The sequence below is a fragment of the Kitasatospora sp. NPDC088391 genome (assembly GCF_044753345.1).
Classification (GTDB): domain Bacteria; phylum Actinomycetota; class Actinomycetes; order Streptomycetales; family Streptomycetaceae; genus Kitasatospora.
In genome coordinates this window covers 63079-86543 of sequence record NZ_JBIVNB010000010.1, presented here as the reverse complement: position 1 = coordinate 86543, position 23465 = coordinate 63079, and the positions used below count along the sequence as shown (strand labels likewise).

The following is a 23465-nucleotide window of genomic DNA, read 5'->3' as shown; positions in this document are numbered from 1 at the left end:
TGGAATCATCCGGCGCCCGTTTCCGAAGGGGAAGACGTGAACAAGGCTCAGCTTGTCGAAGCGGTGGCCGAGCAGCTGGGCGGTCGCAAGGCTGCCGCAGAGGCCGTCGACGCAGTGCTCGACACCATGGTGCGTGCCGTCGTGGCGGGTGACCGCGTCTCGGTCACCGGTTTCGGCACCTTCGAGAAGGTGGAGCGCTCGGCGCGCTTCGCCCGGAACCCGCAGACCGGCGAGCGGGTCAAGGTCAAGAAGACCGCCGTGCCGCGGTTCCGTCCCGGCCAGGGCTTCAAGGACCTCGTCGCCGGCAGCAAGAAGCTGCCGAAGGACGGCCCGTCCGTGAAGAAGGCCCCCAAGGGCTCGCTCACCCCGGGCAAGTCCGGCGTGGCCGCGACCCCCGCCGCCAAGCGCGCCGCCACCAAGCGCGCCGCCGCCGCGGGTGCCGCCACCGTCACCGCGACCAAGAAGGCCGCCGCCAAGAAGACCGCCACCACGGCGGCCAAGAAGGCCACCGCGGTCAAGGCCGCGGCGACCAAGACCGCCGCGGCTTCCAAGACCGCCACCGCGAAGAAGGCCGCCCCGGCGAAGGCCGCGGCTTCCAAGACCGCCACCGCCAAGAAGGCCGCCCCGGCGAAGGCCGCCGCCAAGAAGACCGCCACCACGGCGGCCAAGAAGGCCACCGCCACCGCCAAGAAGACCGCTCCGGCGAAGAAGACCACCACGCGCAAGACCACCGCGCGCAAGTCCACCGCCAAGTAGTCGCCCCGCACCTGGCGCCGCGTCAGCCGGTGCCGGGAGCAGGCCGGGCCGCACCGGCCCCGCCCCGCGCGATCCGGACCACCGGAGCGCCCGGGCCGGGGCCGGTGCGGCCCTCCGGCTTTCCGGAGGGCTTCCCGGGCGGCTTCCCCCGGGCGGCTTCCCCCGGGCGGATTTCCGGGGCGCGCCGACGGGCCGCCGCCGACAACCGCCGGCGCGGCTCCCCGTCGGAACGCCGGTACGGCTGGGAACCGGAAAGCGCGGAATTACTCCGCGGCCTCCACCGGCAGCTCGTAGCAGATCTCCCAGCGGGAATCCGGAATCACCAGGTCGGCGGTCTCCACCGGCCGGCCGGTGTCGTCCAGGTACGTCCGCTCCACCAGCGTCACCAGGTCGCCCGGGCTGATCCCGAGCAGCACCGCCTGCTCCGCCGAGGCCCGGGCGGGGCGCGGACGCTCCACCGCGCGCGCCACCCGCACCCCGATCTCCGCCATCCGCGCCACCACGCCGCGCAGCCGCATCGGGGCGTACTGCGGCATCAGCACCGGCGTGCCGTCGGTGAGCGTCATCGGCTCCCAGGAATCGGCGAGTTGGACCGGCCGGCCGCCCAGCAGGAACTCGTACCGGGTGTGCACCGTCAGCGCGCCGGGCTCGATCCGCAGCCGCCGGGCGATCTCCTCCGGGGCGGGCGTCCGGGCCGCCGTCTGGGTCTCCCACGTCCCGCCGGGGACCGCCGTGGCCGGGAAGCCGCCGGCCGTCCGCGAGCGGTGCAGCGGCAGCCGCTCCACGGGCTCCCGGACGTACGTCCCCGAGCCGGTGCGGCCCTCCAGCAGACCCTCGGCGATCAGCACCTCCTGCGCCCGCTGCAGCACGTTGGCGCCCACCGCGTAGGCCTCCGCCAGCTGCGCCCGGGAGGGCAGCCGCTCGCCGACCGCCCACTCGCCGGCCGTCACCCGGCGGCGCAGGTGGTCCGCGATGCGGAGGTACGGCGGGTCCTGTGAGGGCATCGGGCGTCTCCCGGCGGAGGGCGAGCCCTGTCCGGCAGGGACAGGGCGGGTGCTTCAGCTTGACAATCTAATGCATCAGGTGGAATCTAATGCCTTAGCTTTACTTTGCGTGATCGGCTGACCTCGGGGAGAGGCGTGGCGTGCGAACCACCAGGGTGTTCGAGCTGGCGTCCGACCTCGCCGCGGCGGGCGGAACCGAAGCCCGGATCCAACGCCTCCCCGGCGGCGGCTACCGGATCGAGGCCACCCTCCCCACCGGCCCCGACGAGCACGACCACCGGGCCGTCCTCGCCGTCCTCGCCCGCGCCGATCGCTACGGACACCGCTACGCCGCCCGCACCCACACCGTCTGGGCCGAATTCGACCCACCCCAGGAGCCGCCGTGAAGACCACGCCGCCCGGCTACACCGTGTCCATCGAGGGCATCACCGAGCCGACCTCGTTCCGCTTCCTCGCCGACGCCCTCGCGTCCCTCTGGTCCACCCTCCGCACCCTCCCGCTCGGCTGGACGCAGTACGAGGCCTACCGCTACTTCTTCGGCCCCGGCGCCGCCGACCGCACCGCGGCCTTCCTCGCCCGCGACGGCCAACTCCGCCTCACCTTCGTGCTGCTCGGCCGCACCCGCCTCCTCCGGGTCGCCCCCGCCACCCAGGGCCCCTTCCAACTCGCCCCGGTCACGCTCCAGTTGCTCACCACCCCGGAGGTGGCCGCCCTCCGCCTCGACGCCCCGGACGACCGGCCCCACGAAACCGCCCGCTGCGCGTGATCGCCCCCTGAAGCACGCGGGGCGTGCGGGGGCGCGTGGAAGCGCTGTCCCACGGAAGGGTGAAAGGGCGTCAGGGGATGACTCGGGGGTGACGGGGGGTCAGTCGGCTGCCGGGTCGGGGAAGGTCTGGAGGGTGAGGAAGACGACGCGCCGGGCCGGGCCCTCGCCGGCGGTGCGGATGCGGAGGCGCTGGCCGGGGCGGAGCAGGAGGAGGCCGCCGGCGTCGAAGGCGGGGGCGTCGAAGGGGACGGGCGTGCCGTCGTCGAGCAGGACCGAGCCGGAGCGGGTCGTGGGGTCGAAGGTGAACGCGGTGGCCTGCATGGCAGCAGCATAGAGCGTCAGAGCAGGGCGGCGGTGGCCGGGCCGAGGCCCAGGCGGCGGGCGTCGGCGAGGTCGGCGGGGGTGTCGACGTCGCGGCGGACCGAGGGCACGTCGGACAGCAGGAGTTCGCGCGCGCCACCGGCCAGGTGGCGGTCCCGGGAGCCGGCCCCGAAAGCCGGCCGCAGCGGGGTGCCGGTCAGCAGCACGGTCCCGGTGCCGGGGGTGTCGGCGAGGAAGGCCCGGCCGCCGGGCGGCACCGCGCCGAGGGCGCGGGCGAGTTCGGCGGGCCGCAGCGCGGGCAGGTCGGCGGAGAGGGTGGCGACGGGGGAGCGGGGGTGGTGCCGGTGCGCGGTGGCCGCGCCGTGCGCGAGCGCCGGGTTGAGCCCGCCGCCGGGCTCGTCCTCGACCACGTCCGCCCCCAGGGCGCGCAGCGCCCCGGCGGCGCGGGCGTCCCGGGTGACGACCAGCACCCGGCCGACCGCCGGGCAGGCGAGCGCCGCCGCCACCGTGTCCAGGGCGAAGGCCAGGGCGAGCCGGGGCCGGAGCGGTCCGAGCGGGGCCAGCCGGCTCTTGGCCTCGGCCAGCGTTTTGACGGGGACGACCAGCGACCAGCCCGGCCGCGGCACCGACCGCCGGGCGGGGGCCGGGACCGGGGCAGTGGGACCGGGGGCGGCGGGGCGTACGGTGTCCTCTGTCATCGGCGCCATTGTGGCGTCGGCCGGGGAGACCTGGCCAGCGGTTCCGGGAGGCCCCGGGGCGGCGGCCGGGGGACCGGTCGGCTGGTGGCGGCGGTGGCTGCTCGACACGGACTCGGCTCGCGGGTGAGACTGGTCGGCGCCTCGGAGCCGCAGGTCGGCCCCGGTGAGGAGAGATCGCGGTGTTCGGGCAACGGGGCGCCGCACGAACGAGGAGGAGCTGGGGTGGCCCGCCGCTCTAACGCCAGATTCGGCAACGCCGACTACGGGATCTGGTACCGCTTCGCGGCGGTGCTCGTGAAGCCGGTGACCAACGCCCTGGCGACGACGGACTGGCGCGGCTGGGAACACCTGCCGAAGCAGGGCGGGTTCATCGCCGCGGTGAACCACAACTCGGTGATCGACCCGGTGTTCTACGCCCACTGGCAGTACAACTCGGGCCGTCCGCCGCGCATCCTCGGCAAGTCCTCGCTGTTCTCGATCCCGTTCATCGGCTTCATGCTGCGCAAGACCGGCCAGATCCCGGTGTTCCGCGAGTCCACCGACGCCGCCGAGGCGTTCCGGGCCGCGATCGAGGCGATCGAGCAGGGCCAGTGCGTGCAGTTCTACCCGGAGGGCACCCTCACCCGGGACCCGGACCTGTGGCCGATGACCGGCAAGAGCGGCGCCGCCCGGGTCGCGCTGATGACGGGCGCGCCGGTGATCCCGGTCGCGCACTGGGGCGCGCACGAGATCATCCCGCCGTACGGCAGGGGGGCGCGGGGCGGGAAGGGCAAGTACCACCTGTTCCCGCGGCACCGGGTGACGGTGGCGGCCGGTCCGGCCGTCGACCTGAGCAAGTACCAGGGCCAGGAGCTGACCGCCCAGGTGCTGAGGGACGCCACCGACGACATCATGGCGGCGATCACCGAGGTGCTGGAGGGCGTCCGGGGCGAGCAGGCCCCGGCCGAGCGCTACGACATGCGCCGGGCCGCCAAGGACCGGGCCGCGGCCGCCGAGGCCAAGCGCGAGCGCGCCGCAGAGGAGGGTGGCCGGTGACCCGCTGCGCGGTGATGGGGACGGGCTCCTGGGGCACCGCCTTCGCGATGATCCTGGCCGATGCCGGCTGCGAGGTGACCCTGTGGGGCCGCCGCCAGGAGCTGGTCGACGCGATCGACCGGGACCACGTCAACCCGGACTACCTGCCGGGCCTGGCCCTCCCGCCGACCATCCGGGCCACCACGGACCCGGCGGCGGCGCTGGCCGGCGCCGAGTTCGCGGTGCTCTCGGTGCCGTCCCAGACGCTGCGCGACAACCTCGCGCACTGGGCGCCGCTGCTCGCCCCCGACACGGTGCTGGTCAGCCTGATGAAGGGCATCGAGCTGGGCACCGCGAAGCGGATGAGCGAGGTGATCGCCGAGGTCGCCGAGGTCGCCGCGGAGCGGGTCGTGGTGGTGTCCGGGCCGAACCTGGCCGGGGAGATCGCCAACCGGCAGCCCGCCGCCACCGTGGTCGCCTGCACCGACGAGGAGGTGGCGAAGCGCTTCCAGCGGGCCTGCCACACCTCGTACTTCCGCCCGTACACCAACACCGACGTGGTGGGCTGCGAGCTCGGCGGCGCGGTGAAGAACGTGATCGGCCTGGCGGTCGGCATGGCCAACGGCATGGGCCTGGGCGACAACACCAAGGCCACGCTGATCACCCGCGGCCTGGCCGAGACCACCCGGCTGGGCCTGCGGCTGGGCGCGGACGCGCACACCTTCGCCGGCCTGGCCGGGATGGGCGACCTGGTGGCGACCTGCTCCTCGCCGCTGTCCCGGAACAACACCTTCGGCACCAACCTGGGCCGCGGCATGACGGTGGCCGAGACCGTCGCCGCCACCAGCCAGACCGCCGAGGGCGTGAAGTCCTGCGAGTCGGTGCTCGACCTGGCGCGCCGCAACGGCGTCGACATGCCGATCGTGGAGGCCGTGGTCGACGTGGTGCACAACGGCCGTCCCACCCAGGAAGTGCTGAAGGGACTGATGGCCCGTTCGGCCAAGCCTGAACGCCGATGACCGGAATCGGACGGTAGTCTCAACGCCGATATGAGCATCGAACAGACCTCCCCGAACCAGGCGGCCAAGCCGCGCGTCGCCATCGTCTTCGGCGGCCGCAGCTCCGAACACGGCGTGTCCGTGGTCACCGCCGCCAGCGTGCTGCGCTCGATCGACCGCGGCAAGTACGAGGTGCTGCCGATCGGCATCACCCATGAGGGCCGCTGGGCCCTGGTCGGCGACGAACCCGCCCGGATGGTGATCACGGACGGCCGGATGCCCGACGTCGACCAGGTCGCCGAGTCGGTCGAGGGCCAGGTCGTGCTGCCCGCCGCCCCGGGCGACCGCGAGGTGGTGTGGAGCGAGCCCGGCGCCGCGCCGAAGGTCCTCGGCGAGGTCGACGTGGTGCTGCCGCTGCTGCACGGCCCGTGGGGCGAGGACGGCACGCTGCAGGGCCTGCTGGAGCTCTCCGGCGTCCCGTACGTGGGCTCCGGCGTGCTGGCCTCCGCGGTCGGCATGGACAAGGAGTTCACCAAGCGGATCATCGAGTCGCTCGGCCTGTACGCGGGCGAGTACACCGTGCTCAAGCCGCGCGACTGGGAGTCCGAGGCCGGCCGGGCCGCCGCCCGCGAGCGGATCGCCGCGCTCGGCCTGCCGCTGTTCGTCAAGCCCTGCCGGGCCGGCTCCTCGATCGGCATCACCAAGGTCAAGGACCTCGCCGACCTGGACGCCGCGATCGACGAGGCCCGCCGCCACGACCCCAAGGTGATCGTGGAGAAGGGCGTCGAGGGCCGCGAGATCGAGTGCGGCGTGCTGGAGTTCGAGGACGGCCCGCGCGCCTCGGTGGCGGCCGAGGTGCTGGTCGACGGCGACTTCGAGTTCTACGACTTCGAGGCCAAGTACATCGACTCCTCCGAGGTCCGCATCCCCGCCGACCTCACCGCCGCCGAGCAGGACGAGATCCGCCGCCAGGCCGTCGAGGTCTTCGAGGGCCTCGGCTGCGAGGGCCTGGCCCGGGTCGACTTCTTCCTGCTGGCCGACGGCCGGTGGATGGTCAACGAGATCAACACGATGCCCGGCTTCACCCCGATCTCGGCCTACCCCAAGATGTGGGAGGCCACCGGCGTGCCCTACGCCGAACTGATCGACCGCCTGCTGGCCGCCGCGCTGCGCCGCTCCACCGGCCTGCGCTGAGGCTCAGCCCCCGTCGTCCAGGCAGTCCGAGTCGGCCGCCCCGTTGATCACCGGGACGGTCGACCGGATCGCGTCGGCGACGTAGCCCAGCGGGTCCGCGTAGTTGCCGTACGCGCCCGCCGGGACGTGCACCTCGACGTACGCCTTGCGCAGCCCGGTGGCGAACCGGTAGCCGCCGTGGCCGTCCTCGCCCATGCCCCAGCCGACCTGGTTGACGCACGGCCCGGTGCGGGCGGTGTCGTTCAGGAAGTCCGGGCGGTCCCCGCCGCAGGTCAGCACGGTGCGCGGCGAGGACGCCCAGGCCGCCGTGTACGGCGAGGCCGGGGACGGGTCCTGCCGCGGGTGGCCGAGCACCTCGGCGGGCAGCGCCCGGTCCAGCGCCGCGCAGTACTCCGCGGCCTCGGCCGACGGCACCGGCGGGGCGACGTCCGGGTCGCCGCTCCAGAACGCGACCAGGCCCGCCGTGCACCCCAGCAGGGCGGCGGGCGGGCCCAGCCAGCGCACCGGGGCCGGGAGGCGGTTCAGCAGGTCACGGAGAGGCACCCGTCGATGGTAGACGCCCTCACAGGCGCACCACCGGACAGGTCAGGGTGCGGGTGATGCCCTCCACCTGCTGCACCTGGGCCACCACCAGGCGGCCCAACTCGTCGATGGACGCGGCCTCGGCCCGGACGATCACGTCGTACGGACCGGTGACGTCCTCGGCGGTGAGCACGCCGGTGATCTTGGCAATGGACTCGGCCACCGAGGTGGCCTTGCCCACCTCGGTCTGGATCAGGATGTACGCCTGCACCACGGTGGACCTCCAGGCGGCTGGGTGGGGGAGTTGCTGACCGGCAGTCTGATCACCACGCTACCGCGCGAGGGTGCGGACGGGGGAGTCCCCGGCGGCCCCGGAGGGCGTACGCTGCGCGGCGGGGGCGCACCCCGACGACACCTGGAACGCGGGAGGACGGGCTGATGCAGGGGACCGTGGGCGAGCTCGGCGAGTTCGGGCTCATCCGGGAGCTGACCGCGCGGCTGCCGATGACCCCGGCGGTGGAGCTCGGGCCCGGCGACGACGCGGCCGTGGTCAAGGCGCCCGACGGCCGGGTGGTCGCCACCATGGACGTGCTGATCGAGGGCCGGCACTTCCGCCGCGACTGGTCCACCGCCTACGACGTGGGCCGCAAGTCCGCCGCCCAGAACCTCGCCGACATCGCCGCGATGGGCGCCGTCCCCACCGCCCTGCTGCTCGGCCTGGTCGCCCCCGCCGACCTGCCCACCACCTGGGCCACCGAGTTGATGGACGGCCTGCGCGACGAGTGCCAGGTGGCCGGCGCCACCGTGGTCGGCGGCGACGTGGTGCGCGGCGACACCATCACGCTGGCGATCACCGCGCTCGGCGACCTCAAGGGCCGCCGCCCCGTGGTCCGCTCCGGCGCCCAGGTCGGCGACGTGGTCGCCGTCACCGGCTGGCTCGGCTGGTCCGCGGCCGGCCTGACCGTGCTGCAGCGCGGCTTCCGCTCCCCGCGGGCCTTCGTCGAGGCGCACCGCCGCCCCGAGCCGCCGTACCACGCCGGCCCCGCCGCCAGCGACCTCGGTGCCACCGCCATGGTCGACGTCTCCGACGGCCTGGTCGCCGACCTCGGCCACGTCGCCCGGGCCAGCGGCGTCGACATCGACCTGCACGCCGCCGACTTCGACGTCCCGGCCCAGATGTCCGACATCGGCCAGGCCGTCGGCGTCGACCCGCTGGTCTGGGTGCTCTCCGGCGGCGAGGACCACGCGATCGTGGCGACCTTCCCGCGCAGCGTCCAGCTCCCGGCCCGCTGGCGGGTGATCGGCGAGGTCGCCCGCCCCGCCCGGCCCGGCCGCGGCGGCACCGTCACCGTCGACGGGGCCCCCTGGGACCGCAGCGCGGGCTGGGACCACTTCGCCGAGGAGTAGCCGCCCCGCCCCCGGGTGGCTACCGGACGGTACGTCCACGGACGCGTAGGGTGGCGACTGTCGGACGGGCCGGCAGCGTCGACGGCCCGGTCCCCCCCACGTACGCGGGGCTCGGCCCCGGAGCAGGAGCACAGCCACATGCGAATCGGCGTTCTCACCAGCGGCGGCGACTGCCCCGGCCTCAACGCGGTGATCCGCTCCGTCGTGCACCGCGGCACCGACGTGCACGGCGACGAGATCCTCGGCATCGAGGACGGCTTCCTCGGCCTGATCGAGGGCCGGGCCCGCCCGATCTCGCACGACGACGTCACCGGCCTGCTCACCCTCGGCGGCACCGTCCTCGGCTCCGCCCGGGTGCAGCGCGAGAAGATCCGCTGGGCCGTCGAGAACTCCCGCGAACTCGCCGCGAAGCTCGGCATCGACGCGCTGATCGCGATCGGCGGCGAGGGCACCCTGACCGCCGCCAAGCTGTTCAGCGACGCCGGGCTGCCGGTGGTCGGCGTCCCCAAGACCATCGACAACGACATCGACGCCACCGACGTCACCTTCGGCTTCGACACCGCCGTGCACGTCGCCACCGAGGCCATCGACCGGCTGAAGACCACCGCCGAGTCCCACCAGCGCATCATGGTGGTCGAACTGATGGGCCGTCACACCGGCTGGATCACCCTCACCGCGGGCATGGCCGGCGGCGCCCACGGCATCCTGATCCCCGAGAAGCCCTTCGACATCGAGGCCGTCGCCCGGATGATCGAGGAGCGCTTCCGGCGCGGCAAGAAGTTCGCCATCATCGCGGTCGCCGAGGGCGCGAAGCCCGAGCCCGGCACGCTGCGCTTCGAGCACGGCGAGGTCGACCGGTTCGGCCACCAGACCTTCGGCGGCATCGGCACCCGGCTCGCCGCCGAGCTGGAGAACCTGCTCGGCAAGGAGGCCCGGCCGGTCATCCTCGGCCACACCCAGCGCGGCGGCACCCCCACCGCCCTCGACCGGGTCCTCGCCACCCGCTTCGGCTGGCACGCCGTCGAAGCCGTCCACCAGGGCGCCTTCGGCCACTTCACCGCGTTGCGCGGCACCGACATCCGGCTCGTCCCGATCGCCGACGCGGTGGTCCGGCTCAAGACCGTCCCCGAGGGCCGCTGGGCCGAATCCGAGGCCGTGCTCTGAGCGATCCCCGGGCTCGATAGGTTGGGACGCATGACCACCCGAACCGCCCCGCCCCGAGTCCTCACCGTCGCCGGCTCCGACAGCGGCGGCGGGGCGGGCATCCAGGCCGACCTCAAGACCATGCTCGCCCTCGGCGTCCACGGCATGAGCGTCATCACCGCCGTCACCGCGCAGAACTCGCTCGGCGTCCAGGGCTACTGGGAACTCCCCGCCGAAGCCGTCCGGGCCCAGTACCGCAGCGTCGTCGACGACATCGGCGTCCAGGCCGTCAAGACCGGCATGCTCGCCTCGATCGAACTGGTCGAGACCGTCGCCGGACTCCTCGCCGACACCGCCGCCCCCGTGGTCGTCGACCCGGTCGGCGTCTCCAAGCACGGCGACGCCCTGCTCGCCGCCGAAGCCGTCGCCACCGTGCGCGAACGCCTCCTGCCGGTCGCCACCCTCGCCACCCCGAACCTGCACGAGGTGACCCAGCTCACCGGGCGCACCGTCACCCGGGAGGACGAGATGCTCGACGCCGCGAAGGCGCTGCGCGACCTCGGACCCGCGTGGGCCCTGATCAAGGGCGGCCACCTCGACGGCGAAGCCGCCGACCTGCTGCTCGGCCCCGCCGGCGAGACCCACTGGTACCGGGCCCCCCGGCACGACAACCGCCACACCCACGGCACCGGCTGCACCCTCGCCAGCGCGATCGCCGCCGAACTCGCCAAGGGCCACCCCGTCCCCACCGCCGTCGCCCACGCCAAGACCTACGTCACCGGTGCCATCCGCGAAGGCTTCGCCCTCGGCGCCGGCATCGGCCCGGTCGACCACTTCTGGCAGCAGCGGTGAACACCTGAGGGGCCCCGGCCGGGGCCCCTCAGGTGCGGGAAAAGCAACAGCCGACCACGGTCCCCGGAGGGTGTGGTCGGCTGTTGCCGACAAGAACAAGAAGGTGACCGGCGGACCGGCCTGCGCGTCAGCGCGAGACCTTACCGGCCTTGATGCACGAGGTGCAGACGTTGAGCCGCTTCGGCGTCCGCCCGATCACAGCGCGCACCGTCTGAATGTTGGGGTTCCAACGACGGGGGGTGCGGCGGTGCGAGTGGGAGATAGAGTTGCCGAAGCCCGGGCCCTTGCCGCAGACGTCGCAGTTGGCAGCCACAGGAGTCACTCCAAGACAGATCAGGTACTTGAACTAGCCCGGGGTGTTCCAGGCAACCGGGAGAGCATACAACGGCACGTCCGGCTCCACGAAACTACCACGATCACGGGGGTGATCGTTCCCGTGAGCTGGGCACGAGCCTGCGGCCGGCGGCCCGGCCGGGGCCGATAACCTGCCAGCATCGCCCCTCGCCCCTCGCCGCCGCGTCCTGTCGTGTTCCGGCGGCGTTCATCCGGAGGAGACCCGGTGCTGGACACCCTCGACGCCCCGGCCGTCCGCACCTGGTGCCGACTCGCGCTGGCGGCCCTCGGCCAGGCCCGCGAGGAGATCGACGCGCTGAACGTGTACCCGGTCCCGGACGGCGACACCGGCACGAACCTGTACCTGACGCTGGAGTCCGCGGCCGAGGCGCTGGACGCGGTGTTCGCCGCCGAGGAGCACCCCGGACTGGCCCGGGCCGCCGCCGCCGCGGCCCGCGGGGCGCTGGTCGGGGCGCGCGGCAACTCGGGCGTGATCCTGGCGCAGTGGCTGCGCGGCCTGGCCGGGGAGCTCGCCGACGGGAGCCGGCTCGCCGAGGCGCTGGACGGCGGCGCCCGCTCGGCGTACTCGGCGGTCGCGCAGCCGGTCGAGGGCACCCTGCTGACGGTCGCCGCGGCGGCCGCCGCCGCGGCGAAGGACGCGGACGGGCTGACCGGGCAGGCCCAGGAGGCGTACCGGGCGGCCCGGCAGGCACTGCTGCGGACGCCCGACCAGCTGTCGGTGCTGGCCGAGGCCGGCGTGGTCGACGCGGGCGGCCGGGGCCTGGTCGCGGTGCTGGGCGCCCTGGTGGACGCGGTCTCGGGCCGGCAGCCGATGGGGCCGGTCGCGTTGCGGCGCGAACTCGACCCGCTGGTGGTGGCCGGCTGCGAGGGCCAGGAGCGCCCGCCCGGACCCGGGCACCCGGCGTTCGAGGTGATCTACCTGCTGGAGGCCGGGGACGAGCGGCTGCCGCGGCTGCGCGACCGGCTGGCGGGCCTCGGCGACTCGCTGGTGATCGGCGGCGGCGACGGCCTGTGGAACGTCCACGTGCACGTGGACGACGCGGGCGCGGCCGTCGAGGCGGGCGTCGAGGCGGGCCGCCCGTACCGGATCAGGATCACCCACTTCGCGGAGGCCGCGGCCCGGTCCGGGGAGCGGGAGGAGACCGTCTCGCACGGGCGGGCGGTGCTGAGCGTGGTGACCGGCAGCGGGCTGGCGCAGCTGTGCGAGCAGGCCGGTTCGGTGGTGCTGTCGGCCGACCCGGACCGGGCGCCGTCCAGCGCCGAACTGGTCGCCGCGGTGCACCGGTGCGGCGCGCGCGAGGCGGTGCTGCTGCTGAACGACCCCGAGCTGCGCCCGGCCGCCGGGGCCGCCGCCGACCAGCTGCGCGAGGAGGGCGTCCGGATCGCGGTGCTGCCGACCCGCTCCCCGGTGCAGGGCCTGGCCGCGCTCGCCGTGCACGACGCCGGGCGGCGCTTCGACGAGGACGTGGTGGCGATGACCTCCGCGGCCGGCGCCACCCGGCACGCCGAACTCGCCGTCGCCGAGGGCGAGTCCTGGACGATGGCGGGGGTCTGCCAGGCCGGCGACGTGCTCGGGCTGATCGACGGCGACGTCGCCGTGATCGGCCGGGACCTCACCGGCACGGCGCTGGCCGTGCTGGACCGGATGATCGCGGCCGGCGGCGAACTCGTCACCCTGGTGCTCGGCGAGGAGGCCCCCGCCGAACTCGCCGACCGGCTGATCGCGCACGCCCGGCGGACCCGGCCGGAGATCGACGCCGTCGCCTACCACGGAGGCCAGGAGGCCGCCCCGCTGCTCATCGGGGTGGAGTGACACCGCGACGTCGGTGCCGTGGTGTGAAATGGGTCCGATGGGCGCTCTCGATGAACCACTGAAGGACCTGGTCGGCGACCGCACCGCGAAGGTGCTGGCCGACAGCCTCAAGCTGCGCACGGTCGGCGACCTGCTGCACCACTACCCGCGCCGGTACGTCGAGCGCGGGCAGCTCACCAGCCTGGACGAGCTGGAGGTGGACGAGCACGTCACGGTGCTGGCCCGGATCGAGAAGGTCACCCTGATCCCGTTCCGCGGCCGCAAGGGCGACCGGCTGGAGGTGGTGGTCACCGACGGCCGCTCCCGGCTCTCGCTGGTCTTCTTCAACCAGGGCTGGCGGCAGAAGGACCTGAAGCCCGGTCAGCAGGGCCTGTTCGCCGGCAAGGTCGGCCTGTTCAACCGGACCCGCCAACTCGCCTCGCCCGACTATCAGTTGATCGACGCCGAGGAGGGCTCCTCGGCGGCCGAGCAGTTCGCCGGGCGGCTCATCCCGGTCTACCCGGCCAGCGCCCAGCTGCCCAGCTGGAAGCTCTCGCTCTGCGTCGACCTGGCCCTCACCAAGCACCTGGCGGACGTCGGCGAGCCGCTGCCCGCCGAACTGCGCGCCCAGCACGGCCTGATCCCGCTGCCCGAGGCCCTGGAGCTGATCCACCGCCCGCACAGCCAGGCCGAGAAGGAGCGCGCCCGGGACCGGCTGCGCTGGGACGAGGCCTTCGTCCTCCAGGTCGCCCTCGCCCAGCGCCGCGCCGCCGACTCCGCCCTCCCCGCCGTCCCGCGCCGCCCCGTCCCCGGCAAGGTGCTGGACGCCTTCGACGCCCGCCTCCCGTTCACCCTGACGGAGGGCCAGCAGAAGGTCTGCGCCGAGATCCTCGCCGATCTGGCCACCGAGCACCCCATGCACCGCCTGCTCCAGGGCGAGGTCGGCTCGGGGAAGACGCTGGTCGCGCTGCGCGCCATGCTCGCGGTGGTCGACACCGGCGGGCAGGCGGTGCTGCTGGCCCCGACCGAGGTGCTGGCGCAGCAGCACCACCGCTCGATCGTCGAGATGATGGGCGACCTCGCCGAGGCCGGCATGATCGGCGGCTCCGAGATCGGCACCCGGGTGGCCCTGCTGACCGGCTCGATGGGCGCGGCCGCCCGCCGCGGCGCGCTGCTGGACATGGCCTCCGGCAAGGCCGGGCTGGCGATCGGCACGCACGCCCTGATCGAGGACAAGGTGCAGTTCGCCGACCTCGGCCTGGTGGTGGTCGACGAGCAGCACCGGTTCGGCGTCGAGCAGCGCGACGCGCTGCGGGCCAAGGGCGAGCAGCCGCCGCACCTGCTGGTGATGACCGCCACGCCGATCCCGCGCACCGTCGCGATGACGGTCTTCGGCGACCTGGAGACCTCGGTGCTGGACCAGCTGCCGTCCGGCCGCTCGCCGATCTCCACCCACGTGGTGCCCGCCCTGGAGAAGCCCAACTTCCTGGTCCGGGCCTGGGAGCGGGTCCGCGAGGAGGTCGGCAAGGGCCACCAGGCGTACGTGGTCTGCCCGCGGATCGGCGACGAGGAGGAGCAGGGCAAGAAGGGGAGGAAGCGCAAGGACGACCCGGAGGAGGTCGGCGGGGGAGCGGACAGCGAGGAGAAGCGGCCGCCGCTCTCGGTGCTGGAGACCGCCGGGAAGTTGGCCGAGGGGCCGCTGGCCGGGCTGCGGATCGAGATCCTGCACGGCCGCCTCGCGCCCGAGGCCAAGGACGACGTGATGCGCCGGTTCGCGGCCGGCGAGGTCGACGTGCTGGTCGCCACCACGGTGATCGAGGTCGGCGTCAACGTCCCGAACTCCACCGCGATGGTGATCATGGACGCGGACCGGTTCGGCGTCTCCCAGCTGCACCAGCTCCGCGGCCGGGTCGGCCGCGGCTCCGCACCCGGCCTCTGCCTGCTGGTCAGCGACATGCCCGCGGCCAGCGCCGCCCGGGCCCGGCTGGACGCGGTGGCCGGCACCCTGGACGGCTTCGCGCTCTCCCGGATCGACCTCGAACAGCGCCGCGAGGGCGACGTGCTCGGCCAGGCCCAGTCCGGCGTGAAGTCCTCGCTCAAGGTGCTCTCCGTCCTGGACGACGAGGACGTGATCGCCACCGCCCGGGCCGAGGCCACCCGGCTGGTCGGGGCCGACCCGGCGCTGGCCGACCACCCCGAGCTGCGCACCGCGCTGGAGAGCCTGCTCGACGCGGACCGCGCGGAGTACCTGGAGAAGGGCTGAAGCGGCTCGTTCGCACCCCTCGGATGTCAGTGCCCCGGGAGAGAATGAAGTTGTCCGGGGCGCGCTCCAAGTCGCGTCCCCGGCGCGAGAATTGGGGGTCATTGCCATGGCATTCCGTCACCTCAACGAGCTCCCGCTCGGCGACAAGGTCTTCCGGATCGAGGTCGCCAGCGAGGACGACCGCGAAGTCACCCTCACCCTGACCGGCTGGCGCGAGGGCAATTCCGCCAACCCGGTCGCCTCCGGCAAGCTCCGCCTCCCGGTGGAGGACGTCGCCTCGCTGCGGATCGCGCTGAACCGCGCGCTGCGCGCGCTGGCGATCGTCGCCGACGTCTCCGAGCCGATCCCGGACCGGGACGTCCTGCGCGAGCTCTACCCCGGCCACGGCTCCCCCTGGGTGCCGCAGCACGAGGAGGAGCTGGTCCGCCGCTTCCACGACGGCGACACCATCGCCCGGATCGCGGCCCGCTACGGCCGCACCCCCGACTCCGTCCGCACCAAGCTGCGCGAGCTCGGCCACGACCCGCGCCGCCCCGAGTACTGCCCGCCGGACGGCTGCCTGTCCTGGTCCCGGTACGCGTCGCCGTCGGTGCTGGGCGCCGCGTCCAACGAGTAACGGGCCCCGGGGCGCGAGCGGCGCGCGCACCGGCCATGCCCCGAATGTCGGCTATGGTCGGGCGCGCAGTTCCTCGCGCCCCCGCCCCGTAAGGACTTCCCCATGCCCCGCGTGATCGCCGGCGTCGCCGGAGGCCGCCCGCTCGCCGCGCCGCCCGGCCGGAACACCCGACCGACCTCGGACAAGGCGCGGGAGGCGATGTTCTCCACCGTCGAGGCGCTGTACGGGCCGATCGGCGGGGCCCGGATGCTGGACCTGTTCGCCGGCAGCGGCGCGGTCGGCCTGGAGGCGCTGTCCCGCGGCGCCGGCCACGCCCTGCTGGTGGAGGCCGACCCGGCCGCCGCCCGGACGGTCCGGGAGAACGTCCGCGCGCTCGGCCTGCCCGGCGCCGAGGTGCGGGCCGAGAAGGCCGAGAAGGTGATCGCCGGGGCGCCCCCCGCCGAGCCCTACGACCTGGTGTTCCTGGACCCGCCGTACGCGGTCGAGGACGCCGTGCTGGGGGAGATGCTGGTCACACTGCGCTCGGGGGGCTGGCTGGCGGAGCATGTTCTCGTCACCGTGGAACGCAGCACCCGGGGCGGCGAGTTCGGTTGGCCGGACGGCTTCGAGGGGCTGCGCTCCCGCCGCTACGGCGAGGGCACGCTCTGGTACGGTCGCGCCGCTACCGGGGCTGCACAAGACTCGTAGTCACGAACGTCCCGCCTCCCGAGGGAGCTTTCCGCCATGCGCCGCGCCGTCTGCCCGGGGTCCTTCGACCCCATCACCAACGGACACCTGGACATCATCGAGCGGGCCTCGAAGCTGTACGACGTGGTGCACGTGGCGGTCCTGATCAACCGCAACAAGCAGGGCATGTTCACCGTCGACGAGCGGATCGGCCTGATCGCCGAGACCACCGCGCACCTGGGCAACATCGAGGTGGAGTCGCACAGCGGCCTGCTGGTGGACTTCTGCCGCGAGCGCGGCATCCCGGCGATCATCAAGGGCCTGCGGGCGGCCGGCGACTTCGACTACGAACTGCAGATGGCCCAGATGAACCACGGCCTGACGGGCGTCGAGACGCTGTTCGTGCCGACCTCGCCGACGTACAGCTTCCTGTCCTCCAGCCTGGTCAAGGAGGTGGCCTCGCTGGGCGGCGACGTCTCCCACCTGCTGCCGCCGGTGGTGCACGAGCGGCTGGTCGAGCGGATCGCCGAACGGCGCAACTGACCGAGGCGTTGTGAGCGGCGGGGCGGGTGGCCGTACAGTCTGTACTCCCGGCCCCGGGGAGCGGTCTCCGCGACTCCCGGGCACTGCCTCCGCCGCACCTCGGCGGCACACGGAAAGACAAAGACGCCCGTGGACGTGCAGCAGAAACTCGACGAGATCATCTCCCTGGTCGAGAAGGCCAAGGCGATGCCCATGTCGGCCTCCTGCGTGGTCAACCGCGCCGAGCTGACGGCCCTGCTCCGCGACCTGCGCGACGCGATGCCCGCCGAACTCGCCCAGGCCCAGTCCGTGGTGGCGGACCACCAGCAGATGGTGGCCGACGCCCACGCGCAGGCCGACCACATCATCCGCGGCGCGCACGACGAGCGCGGCTCGCTGATCTCCGACACCGAAGTGGTCCGCCAGGCCCGGGCCGAGGCCGACCGGGTGCTGGCCGAGGCCCGCGGCGAGGTGGAGACCAAGCGCGCCGAGGCGGACGACTACGTCGACTCCAAGCTCGCCAACTTCGAGGTGGTGCTGACCAAGACGCTGGGCGCGGTCGGCCGCGGCCGGCAGAAGCTGCGCGGCGACTCGGGCGTCTACGAGCCGGAGCAGGACGGCGCCGAGGACGGCGAGGAGTTCCGGCCGCGGATCAGCCCCAGCCCGGAGGCCGACGAGTACGTCGACGTGAAACTCGCCACCCTGGAGGCGGTGCTCTCCGCCACCCTGGAGGCGGTCGGCAAGGGCCGCGACAAGCTGCTCGGCAAGGCCCCGATCGACGAGCTGGGCGCCTACCTGGCCGCCGCCGACGAGGCCCAGCAGCTCAAGGACCGGGCCGAGGCGGTCGCGGCCGGCTTCGCCGACGAGGGTGAGCAGTCCTGGTACGCGGACGTCCCGCAGCAGCAGTCCTGGCCCGAGCAGACCCCGGCCGCGGCCGGCTGGCAGAACCCCGCCGAGGACCCTTACGCCCAGCCGCAGGCCCCGCAGTACGCCGAGGTGTACGGCGGCGGCTACGACCCGGCCGCGGCCCCGCAGACCGACCCGTACGGCCAGCCCTACGGGCACCAGCAGCCGGTCGACCCGTACTACCAGCAGCAGTACCAGCAGCCGCAGCAGCAGGGCTTCGACCAGTGGGGCAACCCGCTGCCCGCCGACCCGTACGGCTACCAGCAGCAGCAGCCGCCGCAGCAGCCGACCCAGGTGCCGCAGCAGGGCGGGCTGGACGAGACCAGCTTCTTCGACACCAGCATGATCGACATGACCCGGCTGCGGGAGCTCGGCGGCCGCTGACCAGCGGCCGGGGGACGGGGACCGGCGGCCGGAGGACGGGCGAGTTGGGCTGGACGCGGAGTCTCCGGTAGTCTGACCACTCCGGTCTGTTCGTGCCGGGTTCGCCGTGTGCCCGCGACCGGGCCGCGCACCGCAGAAGCCACCTTCGCGCCACGCAGGGATGCGTGCCGCCACCAGGAAGTCAGGAAACCTTGAACCGCCTCGACCACCGCGACCCCCTCGTGTTCGACACGCACGAGCTCGGCCGTCGCCCCGGATCGCTGCGCAAGGTGACCCGAACCCTGGAGGCCCCGGCGGAGCTGGGCATCGCGGACGTGATCGGCGTCCCCGAGAAGAGCGAGATCAAGCTGGAGCTCCGCCTGGAGTCCGTGGTCGAGGGCGTGCTGGTCACCGGCACCGCCGAGGCCGAGGTCGCCGGCGAGTGCTCGCGCTGCCTGGAGCCGGTGGGGGACGACCTGACGGTCGACTTCCAGGAGCTCTACTACTACCCGGAGTCCGAGGAGCGGCACCGCGCGATCGCGGGGGACGACTTCGACGAGGAGTCCGAGGACGAGACTTACCGCCTGGAGGGCGACCTGTTCGACCTCCAGCCGGTGCTGCGTGACGCGGTGGTGCTCGCACTGCCGCTGCAGCCGGTGTGCCAGGACGACTGCCTGGGCCTGTGCTCCGAATGCGGAGCGCGGCTGAGCGACGACCCGGCGCACCACCACGACGCCGCCGACCCCCGGTGGGCGGCTCTGCAGGGACTCTCCGCCGCCCCCGGCGACGAGGGTGACGAGGAATAAGACACAGCGCTGCCCGTGAGGGCCTCGCCGTAGAACCAGGAGATTTACCGTGGCTGTTCCGAAGCGGAAGATGTCGCGCAGCAACACGCGTCACCGCCGTTCCAACTGGAAGGCCGTCGTGCCCGCGCTCGTCGCGTGCGACCGCTGCCACGAGCCGAAGCTCGCGCACATCGCGTGCCCGAGCTGCGGCACGTACAACCGTCGCCAGGTCCTCTCGGTCTGATCGGCAGGGTGCACGGATCGATGTCGGACGGTGGCAACTCCTCTCGCAAGCCGAACTCCGCGAGCAACGGGGGTAAGGGCGGCGGGCCGGCTTCGACCGAATACGACGTCCTGGAAGGGCGCCTCGGGTATCCGCTCGAGCGCGCCCTTCTGGTGCGTGCCCTGACCCACCGCTCGTACGCGTACGAGAACGGCGGCCTGCCCACCAACGAGCGCCTGGAGTTCCTCGGCGACTCGGTGCTGGGCCTCGTGGTGACCGACACCCTCTACCGCCTCCACCCGGAGGTCGCCGAGGGGACGCTCGCCAAACTCCGCGCCGCGGTGGTCAACTCCCGCGCGCTCGCCGAGGTCGGCCGCGGCATGGACCTCGGGGCCTTCATCCGGCTCGGCAAGGGCGAGGAGGGCACCGGCGGACGCGACAAGTCCTCGATCCTCGCGGACACCGTCGAGGCCGTGATCGGCGCGATCTACCTCGACAAGGGCCTGGACTCCGCCACGGACTTCGTCCACCAGCTGTTCGACCCGCTGATCGCGGAGTCCGCGCAGCTCGGCGCCGGACTCGACTGGAAGACCAGCCTCCAGGAGCTCACCGCGGCCGTCGGCATCGGCGTCCCCGAGTACGTGGTCACCGAGTCCGGACCGGACCACGAGAAGACCTTCACCGCCGCCGCCCGGGTGGCCGGACAGGACTACGGTTCCGGCACCGGCCGCTCGAAGAAGGAGGCCGAGCAGAAGGCCGCCGAATCGGCCTGGCGCTCGATCAAGGCCCAGAACGAGGCCGCCCACGCCGCCAAGGCCCAGGGCGAGCCGCCCGCCGCGGCCGGCTGAGCCGCCCGCCGTGCCCGAACTGCCCGAGGTCGAAGTCGTCCGCCGCGGCCTGGCCCGCTGGGCCGCCGGACGCACCGTCGCCGAGGCCGAGGTACTGCACCCGCGGGCCGTCCGCCGCCAGGCCGGCGGCGCCGAGGAGTTCACCGCGCTACTGCGCGGCCGGACCCTCGGCGCGCCGCAGCGCCGCGGCAAGTACCTGTGGGTGCCGCTCGGCGACGGCCTGTCGATGATCGGCCACCTCGGGATGAGCGGCCAACTCCTGATCCAGGAACCGGAGATGACCCCCTCCGTCCACCTGCGGGCCCGGGTCCGGTTCACCGACGGCGGCACCGAGCTGCGCTTCGTCGACCAGCGCACCTTCGGCGGCCTGGCCGTCGAGGAGGCCGAGGCCGACGACCCCGAGGCCACCCCGCTCTCGCTCGCGCACATCGCCCGCGACCCGCTCGACGCCCGGTTCGACGACGCCGCCTTCGCCACCGCCCTGCGGGCGAAGCGCACCACCGTCAAGCGCGCCCTGCTCGACCAGACCCTGGTCAGCGGCGTCGGCAACATCTACGCCGACGAGGCGCTCTGGCGCAGCCGCCTGCACTTCGACCGCCCCACGGCCGGGCTGACCCGCCCCGCCGCGCTCGAACTCCTCGGCCACGCCCGGGACGTCATGACGGCGGCCCTGGCGGTCGGCGGGACGAGCTTCGACTCGATGTACGTCAACGTCAACGGCGAGAGCGGCTACTTCTCCCGGGACCTGGACGCCTACGGCCGCGAGGGCGAGCCCTGCCGCCGCTGCGGCACCGCGATGCGCCGCGACCCCTGGATGAACCGCTCCAGCTACTCCTGCCCGAAGTGCCAGCGCCCGCCCCGGGCCTGACCTGCCGCCAGGCCCGGGCCGACTCCCCGGCGGGCCGTCAGTTCGGACTGCCGGCGGGGGACTTCGCGTCCTCCTCGGCGGCGTGCAGCGCGCCGCCCTCGTCGCCGAAGTAGGCGACGCCGACCGCGCTGACCACCGCGAGGACGAAGCCGAAGGCGGCCATCCAGCCCAGGCCGTCCCGCGAGGAGTCGCCGAGCCACAGGACGCCGACCGCGCCCGGGACCACGGTCTCGCCGACCACCAGGGCGGCCGTCGCGCCGTTCACCGAGCCGATCTGCAGGGCGATGGTGTGCAGGTACATCCCGCCGATGCCGCCGACCAGGATCGCGTACAGGGCCGGGTCGGCGAGCAGCGCGCCGAGCGAGAACGGCTCGACGCCGTCCAGGACGCGCACGCCGATGCCGAGCGCGCCGAAGCCGAGGCCGGAGAGCAGGCCGGCCACGATCGCCCCGCTCGCCCCGAGCCGGCGGACCACCAGCGCGCCCCCGGCGATCAGCACCACCGAGCCGATCAGCAGCCACCAGTGGAAGGACCGGGCCGCGTGGTGCCCGCCCTCCGGCCCGGCCGCGACCGCCAGCAGCACCAGGGCGCTGCACAGCACGCCGATCGACAGCCACTCCAACTGCCGCAGCCGCAGCCCGAGCAGCCGCACCGAGAGCACCGCGGTGATCACCAGGTTGGCGCTGATGATGGTCTGCGAGAGGAACAGCGGCAGCAGCCGGGCGGCCAGCGCGCCGAGGCCGAAGCCGACGAAGTCCAGCACCGTGCCGAGGATGAACTCCCAGGTGACGGCGGCCTTCGCGGTGGAGGACAGGCTCGGCCCGCCGTGCTCGGTGACGGCGCCGGAGGCGGCCTCCTCCCGGGCCGAGCGGCGGGTGCCGAGGGCTTGCAGCACCGAGCCGGTGCCGTAGCAGGCGGACGCCGCGACGGCGGTGACGAGACCGAGGATCACCTGGGGGCTCCTGTCGGGGGAGTGGAAGATCGTCACCACTATGCCCGCTTCGTGCCCCCGCCCGGACCGCCGGGGCCGAACTCCGGCCGGTCGGCGGGGGTCGCGGCGGCGGCCCTCGCCCTGGAGTAGGGGTCGGCACCGGGGTCGGACGGTACCGGGGCAGGACCCGGGGCGGACGCGCGGACCGGTACGGTCTGGAGCATGAGAACTGTGCCCCGCCGCCCCCGGACCACCGGGCCCGCCGCCGCCCTCGGGGCGGCGCTGCTCGGCCTGCTGATGGTGTTCGGCCTGGCGGCGCCCGCCTCGGCGTCCGGACTGAACGACGCGGCCGACGCGCTGAAGCGGACCCAGGTGTACGTCGACCCGGAGATGACCGGCCGCTTCTCCAAGGACCAGGCCGCCGAGCTGGCCGCCAGGCTGAAGTCGGCCGACAAGCCGGTCTTCGTCGCGGTGCTGCCGGACAGCGAGGCGTACCCGGGCAAGAACCTGTTCACCGACCTGCGCACCAAGGTCGGCATCGTCGGCGTCTACGCGGTCTGGCGCGGCAACGAGTTCAAGGCGCAGTCCGACGCGAAGGCCCTGCCGGGCGCCTCCACCGAGCGGATCGCGGGCGCCGCGTTCCGCTCCCACCCCGGCGACATCGGCGCCACCGTCGACGAGTTCGTCGACCAGGCGGTGAAGCAGACCAAGGGCGACGGACCGCAGCACAGCACCTCGATCGCCTGGCTGCTGGTCCCGCTGCTGCTGCTCGGACTGCTCGGCGCCGGCGTGTTCCTGCTGTTCCGCCGGGCGAAGAAGCGCAAGGAGGACCAGCTCCGCGCCGACCTCGACCGGCTGCGCACCGTGGTGGACGAGGACATCACCGCGTTCGGCGAGGAACTCGACCGGCTCGACTTCAACCCCGGCGCCCCCGACGCGGACGACGCCCAGCGCGCCGACTACACCGGCGCCCTGGACGCCTACGACCTGGCCAAGCGGACCATGGACGGGGCGAAGAAGCCCGAGGACGTCCGCCCCGTCACCGAGGCGCTGGAGCAGGGCCGGTTCGCGCTGGCCTCGCTGGCGGCCCGCCGCGAGGGCCGGCCGCTGCCGGAGCGCCGCGTCCCGTGCTTCTTCGACCCGCGGCACGGCCCGTCCGTCGCCGACGTCCAGTGGGCCCCGTCCGGCGGCGCCCCGCGCACCGTCCCGGCCTGCGCCGAGGACGCGGCCCGGCTGGCCGGCGGCCAGGACCCGGACGTCCGCACCGTGCACACCGAGCACGGCGACCAGCCGTACTGGAACGCCGGCCCCGCCTACAGCCCCTGGGCGGGCGGCTACTTCGGCGGCGGCATGCTGCCGGGCCTGCTGGTCGGCACCATGCTCGGCTCGATGCTCTCCACCCCCGGCTACGCCTACGCGGCCGACTACGGCTACGGCCACGGCGACGGGGGCCACGACGACAACGACGGCGCGGACGCCGGCGAGTACTCGGGCGCCGACTTCAACGGGTCGGACTTCGACAGCGGCTTCGGCGACAGCGGCGGCGGGGACTTCGGCGGCGACTTCGGCGGCAGCGGGGACTTCGGCGGCGGCGACTTCTGACGCCGGGTCACCCCCGCACGGCCGCGACGGCTCCCGGACCGGGAACGGTCC

At 74.0% G+C, this 23465-nt stretch carries 27 protein-coding genes; 20 read left to right on the top strand and 7 right to left on the bottom strand.

The features are described 5' to 3' along the window. Window positions 1-36: 36 nt before the first annotated feature. Window positions 37-756 (top strand): HU family DNA-binding protein, encoded by a 720-nt coding sequence (locus ACIQBJ_RS26810; protein ID WP_400715482.1) that lies wholly within the window; start codon window positions 37-39, stop codon window positions 754-756. Window positions 757-1019: 263 nt separating this feature from the next. Here ACIQBJ_RS26810 and ACIQBJ_RS26805 read toward each other — a convergent pair whose 3' ends face one another. After that, a complete protein-coding gene (locus tag ACIQBJ_RS26805) occupies window positions 1020-1760 on the bottom strand; it encodes a GntR family transcriptional regulator (RefSeq protein WP_400715480.1) in 741 nt (246 codons plus the stop codon). 140 nt (window positions 1761-1900) lie between these two features. Between ACIQBJ_RS26805 and ACIQBJ_RS26800 the strand changes: the two genes are divergently transcribed. Further along, window positions 1901-2146, top strand: coding sequence for a hypothetical protein (locus ACIQBJ_RS26800; protein WP_400715478.1), 246 nt, complete (start codon window positions 1901-1903; stop codon window positions 2144-2146). Beyond that, window positions 2143-2526 (top strand): hypothetical protein, encoded by a 384-nt coding sequence (locus tag ACIQBJ_RS26795; protein ID WP_400715476.1) that lies wholly within the window; start codon window positions 2143-2145, stop codon window positions 2524-2526. The genes ACIQBJ_RS26800 and ACIQBJ_RS26795 overlap by 4 nt, the downstream gene beginning before the upstream one ends. 99 nt (window positions 2527-2625) lie before the next feature. Here ACIQBJ_RS26795 and ACIQBJ_RS26790 read toward each other — a convergent pair whose 3' ends face one another. Then, window positions 2626-2847, bottom strand: a complete 222-nt coding sequence (locus ACIQBJ_RS26790; protein WP_400715474.1) for a hypothetical protein — start codon at window positions 2845-2847, stop codon at window positions 2626-2628. Between the two features lie 17 nt (window positions 2848-2864). Further along, window positions 2865-3545 carry a 2-phospho-L-lactate guanylyltransferase gene (cofC, locus tag ACIQBJ_RS26785; protein WP_400715472.1) on the bottom strand — a complete coding sequence of 227 codons (681 nt, stop codon included), beginning with the start codon at window positions 3543-3545 and terminating at the stop codon, window positions 2865-2867. Between the two features lie 222 nt (window positions 3546-3767). Between cofC and ACIQBJ_RS26780 the strand changes: the two genes are divergently transcribed. Genes ACIQBJ_RS26780 through ACIQBJ_RS26770 form a run of 3 tightly spaced genes read left to right on the top strand, consistent with a single transcriptional unit; the run spans window position 3768 to window position 6751 of the window. Next, window positions 3768-4580 carry a lysophospholipid acyltransferase family protein gene (locus ACIQBJ_RS26780; protein WP_400715470.1) on the top strand — a complete coding sequence of 271 codons (813 nt, stop codon included), beginning with the start codon at window positions 3768-3770 and terminating at the stop codon, window positions 4578-4580. Beyond that, the gene (locus tag ACIQBJ_RS26775; RefSeq protein WP_400715468.1) at window positions 4577-5578 is read left to right on the top strand and encodes an NAD(P)H-dependent glycerol-3-phosphate dehydrogenase; all 1002 of its coding nucleotides are present in this window, start codon (window positions 4577-4579) and stop codon (window positions 5576-5578) included. The genes ACIQBJ_RS26780 and ACIQBJ_RS26775 overlap by 4 nt, the downstream gene beginning before the upstream one ends. 30 nt (window positions 5579-5608) lie before the next feature. After that, the gene (locus ACIQBJ_RS26770; protein ID WP_400715466.1) at window positions 5609-6751 is read left to right on the top strand and encodes a D-alanine--D-alanine ligase family protein; all 1143 of its coding nucleotides are present in this window, start codon (window positions 5609-5611) and stop codon (window positions 6749-6751) included. A 3-nt stretch (window positions 6752-6754) separates the two neighbouring features. Here the strand turns inward: ACIQBJ_RS26770 and ACIQBJ_RS26765 are convergent, their stop codons facing one another. Next, window positions 6755-7294, bottom strand: coding sequence for a DUF3515 domain-containing protein (locus tag ACIQBJ_RS26765; protein WP_400715464.1), 540 nt, complete (start codon window positions 7292-7294; stop codon window positions 6755-6757). Between the two features lie 19 nt (window positions 7295-7313). Beyond that, entirely contained in the window at window positions 7314-7547 is a 234-nt protein-coding gene (locus ACIQBJ_RS26760; protein WP_400715462.1) for an Lrp/AsnC family transcriptional regulator, read from the bottom strand. A 164-nt stretch (window positions 7548-7711) separates the two neighbouring features. Here ACIQBJ_RS26760 and ACIQBJ_RS26755 point away from each other — a divergent pair, with 164 nt between their 5' ends. The 3 genes from ACIQBJ_RS26755 to thiD all read left to right on the top strand — a co-directional run bounded on the left by ACIQBJ_RS26755 (window position 7712) and on the right by thiD (window position 10675). Continuing rightward, a complete protein-coding gene (locus tag ACIQBJ_RS26755) occupies window positions 7712-8680 on the top strand; it encodes a thiamine-phosphate kinase (RefSeq protein ID WP_400715460.1) in 969 nt (322 codons plus the stop codon). A 138-nt stretch (window positions 8681-8818) separates the two neighbouring features. Continuing rightward, on the top strand, window positions 8819-9844 hold the full coding sequence (locus ACIQBJ_RS26750) for a 6-phosphofructokinase (RefSeq protein ID WP_400715458.1): 1026 nt from the start codon (window positions 8819-8821) through the stop codon (window positions 9842-9844). 30 nt (window positions 9845-9874) lie between these two features. Beyond that, window positions 9875-10675 carry a bifunctional hydroxymethylpyrimidine kinase/phosphomethylpyrimidine kinase gene (thiD, locus tag ACIQBJ_RS26745; RefSeq protein ID WP_400715456.1) on the top strand — a complete coding sequence of 267 codons (801 nt, stop codon included), beginning with the start codon at window positions 9875-9877 and terminating at the stop codon, window positions 10673-10675. Between the two features lie 127 nt (window positions 10676-10802). On the opposite strand, the gene rpmB is transcribed toward thiD, so the two are convergent. Beyond that, window positions 10803-10988, bottom strand: a complete 186-nt coding sequence (gene rpmB / locus ACIQBJ_RS26740) for a 50S ribosomal protein L28 (protein ID WP_014138233.1) — start codon at window positions 10986-10988, stop codon at window positions 10803-10805. Window positions 10989-11234: 246 nt separating this feature from the next. On the opposite strand from rpmB, the gene ACIQBJ_RS26735 reads away from it, so the two are divergent. The 10 genes from ACIQBJ_RS26735 (at window position 11235) to mutM (ending at window position 20881) form a co-directional block, all read left to right on the top strand. Then, complete coding sequence (locus ACIQBJ_RS26735) at window positions 11235-12842, top strand: DAK2 domain-containing protein (RefSeq protein WP_400715454.1); 1608 nt, start codon at window positions 11235-11237, stop codon at window positions 12840-12842. 37 nt (window positions 12843-12879) lie between these two features. Beyond that, window positions 12880-15084, top strand: coding sequence for an ATP-dependent DNA helicase RecG (gene recG / locus ACIQBJ_RS26730; protein WP_400715452.1), 2205 nt, complete (start codon window positions 12880-12882; stop codon window positions 15082-15084). Window positions 15085-15190: 106 nt separating this feature from the next. Further along, the gene (locus ACIQBJ_RS26725) at window positions 15191-15700 is read left to right on the top strand and encodes a hypothetical protein (protein WP_400715450.1); all 510 of its coding nucleotides are present in this window, start codon (window positions 15191-15193) and stop codon (window positions 15698-15700) included. A gap of 102 nt (window positions 15701-15802) precedes the next feature. Further along, window positions 15803-16387 carry a 16S rRNA (guanine(966)-N(2))-methyltransferase RsmD gene (rsmD, locus tag ACIQBJ_RS26720; RefSeq protein ID WP_400715448.1) on the top strand — a complete coding sequence of 195 codons (585 nt, stop codon included), beginning with the start codon at window positions 15803-15805 and terminating at the stop codon, window positions 16385-16387. A 36-nt stretch (window positions 16388-16423) separates the two neighbouring features. After that, window positions 16424-16909, top strand: coding sequence for a pantetheine-phosphate adenylyltransferase (coaD, locus tag ACIQBJ_RS26715; RefSeq protein ID WP_400715446.1), 486 nt, complete (start codon window positions 16424-16426; stop codon window positions 16907-16909). 129 nt (window positions 16910-17038) lie between these two features. Then, entirely contained in the window at window positions 17039-18178 is a 1140-nt protein-coding gene (locus tag ACIQBJ_RS26710; RefSeq protein ID WP_400715444.1) for an ATP synthase F0 subunit B, read from the top strand. A 191-nt stretch (window positions 18179-18369) separates the two neighbouring features. Then, window positions 18370-18963, top strand: coding sequence for a YceD family protein (locus tag ACIQBJ_RS26705; RefSeq protein ID WP_400715443.1), 594 nt, complete (start codon window positions 18370-18372; stop codon window positions 18961-18963). 49 nt (window positions 18964-19012) lie between these two features. Next, complete coding sequence (rpmF, locus tag ACIQBJ_RS26700) at window positions 19013-19186, top strand: 50S ribosomal protein L32 (RefSeq protein ID WP_035866499.1); 174 nt, start codon at window positions 19013-19015, stop codon at window positions 19184-19186. A gap of 20 nt (window positions 19187-19206) precedes the next feature. After that, the gene (gene rnc / locus ACIQBJ_RS26695; protein ID WP_400715441.1) at window positions 19207-20013 is read left to right on the top strand and encodes a ribonuclease III; all 807 of its coding nucleotides are present in this window, start codon (window positions 19207-19209) and stop codon (window positions 20011-20013) included. A gap of 10 nt (window positions 20014-20023) precedes the next feature. After that, a complete protein-coding gene (gene mutM, locus ACIQBJ_RS26690; protein ID WP_400715439.1) occupies window positions 20024-20881 on the top strand; it encodes a bifunctional DNA-formamidopyrimidine glycosylase/DNA-(apurinic or apyrimidinic site) lyase in 858 nt (285 codons plus the stop codon). Window positions 20882-20918: 37 nt separating this feature from the next. On the opposite strand, the gene ACIQBJ_RS26685 is transcribed toward mutM, so the two are convergent. Beyond that, window positions 20919-21833, bottom strand: coding sequence for a hypothetical protein (locus ACIQBJ_RS26685; protein ID WP_400715437.1), 915 nt, complete (start codon window positions 21831-21833; stop codon window positions 20919-20921). 201 nt (window positions 21834-22034) lie between these two features. On the opposite strand from ACIQBJ_RS26685, the gene ACIQBJ_RS26680 reads away from it, so the two are divergent. Beyond that, complete coding sequence (locus ACIQBJ_RS26680) at window positions 22035-23414, top strand: hypothetical protein (protein ID WP_400715435.1); 1380 nt, start codon at window positions 22035-22037, stop codon at window positions 23412-23414. The last annotated feature ends 51 nt before the right edge of the window (window positions 23415-23465 follow it).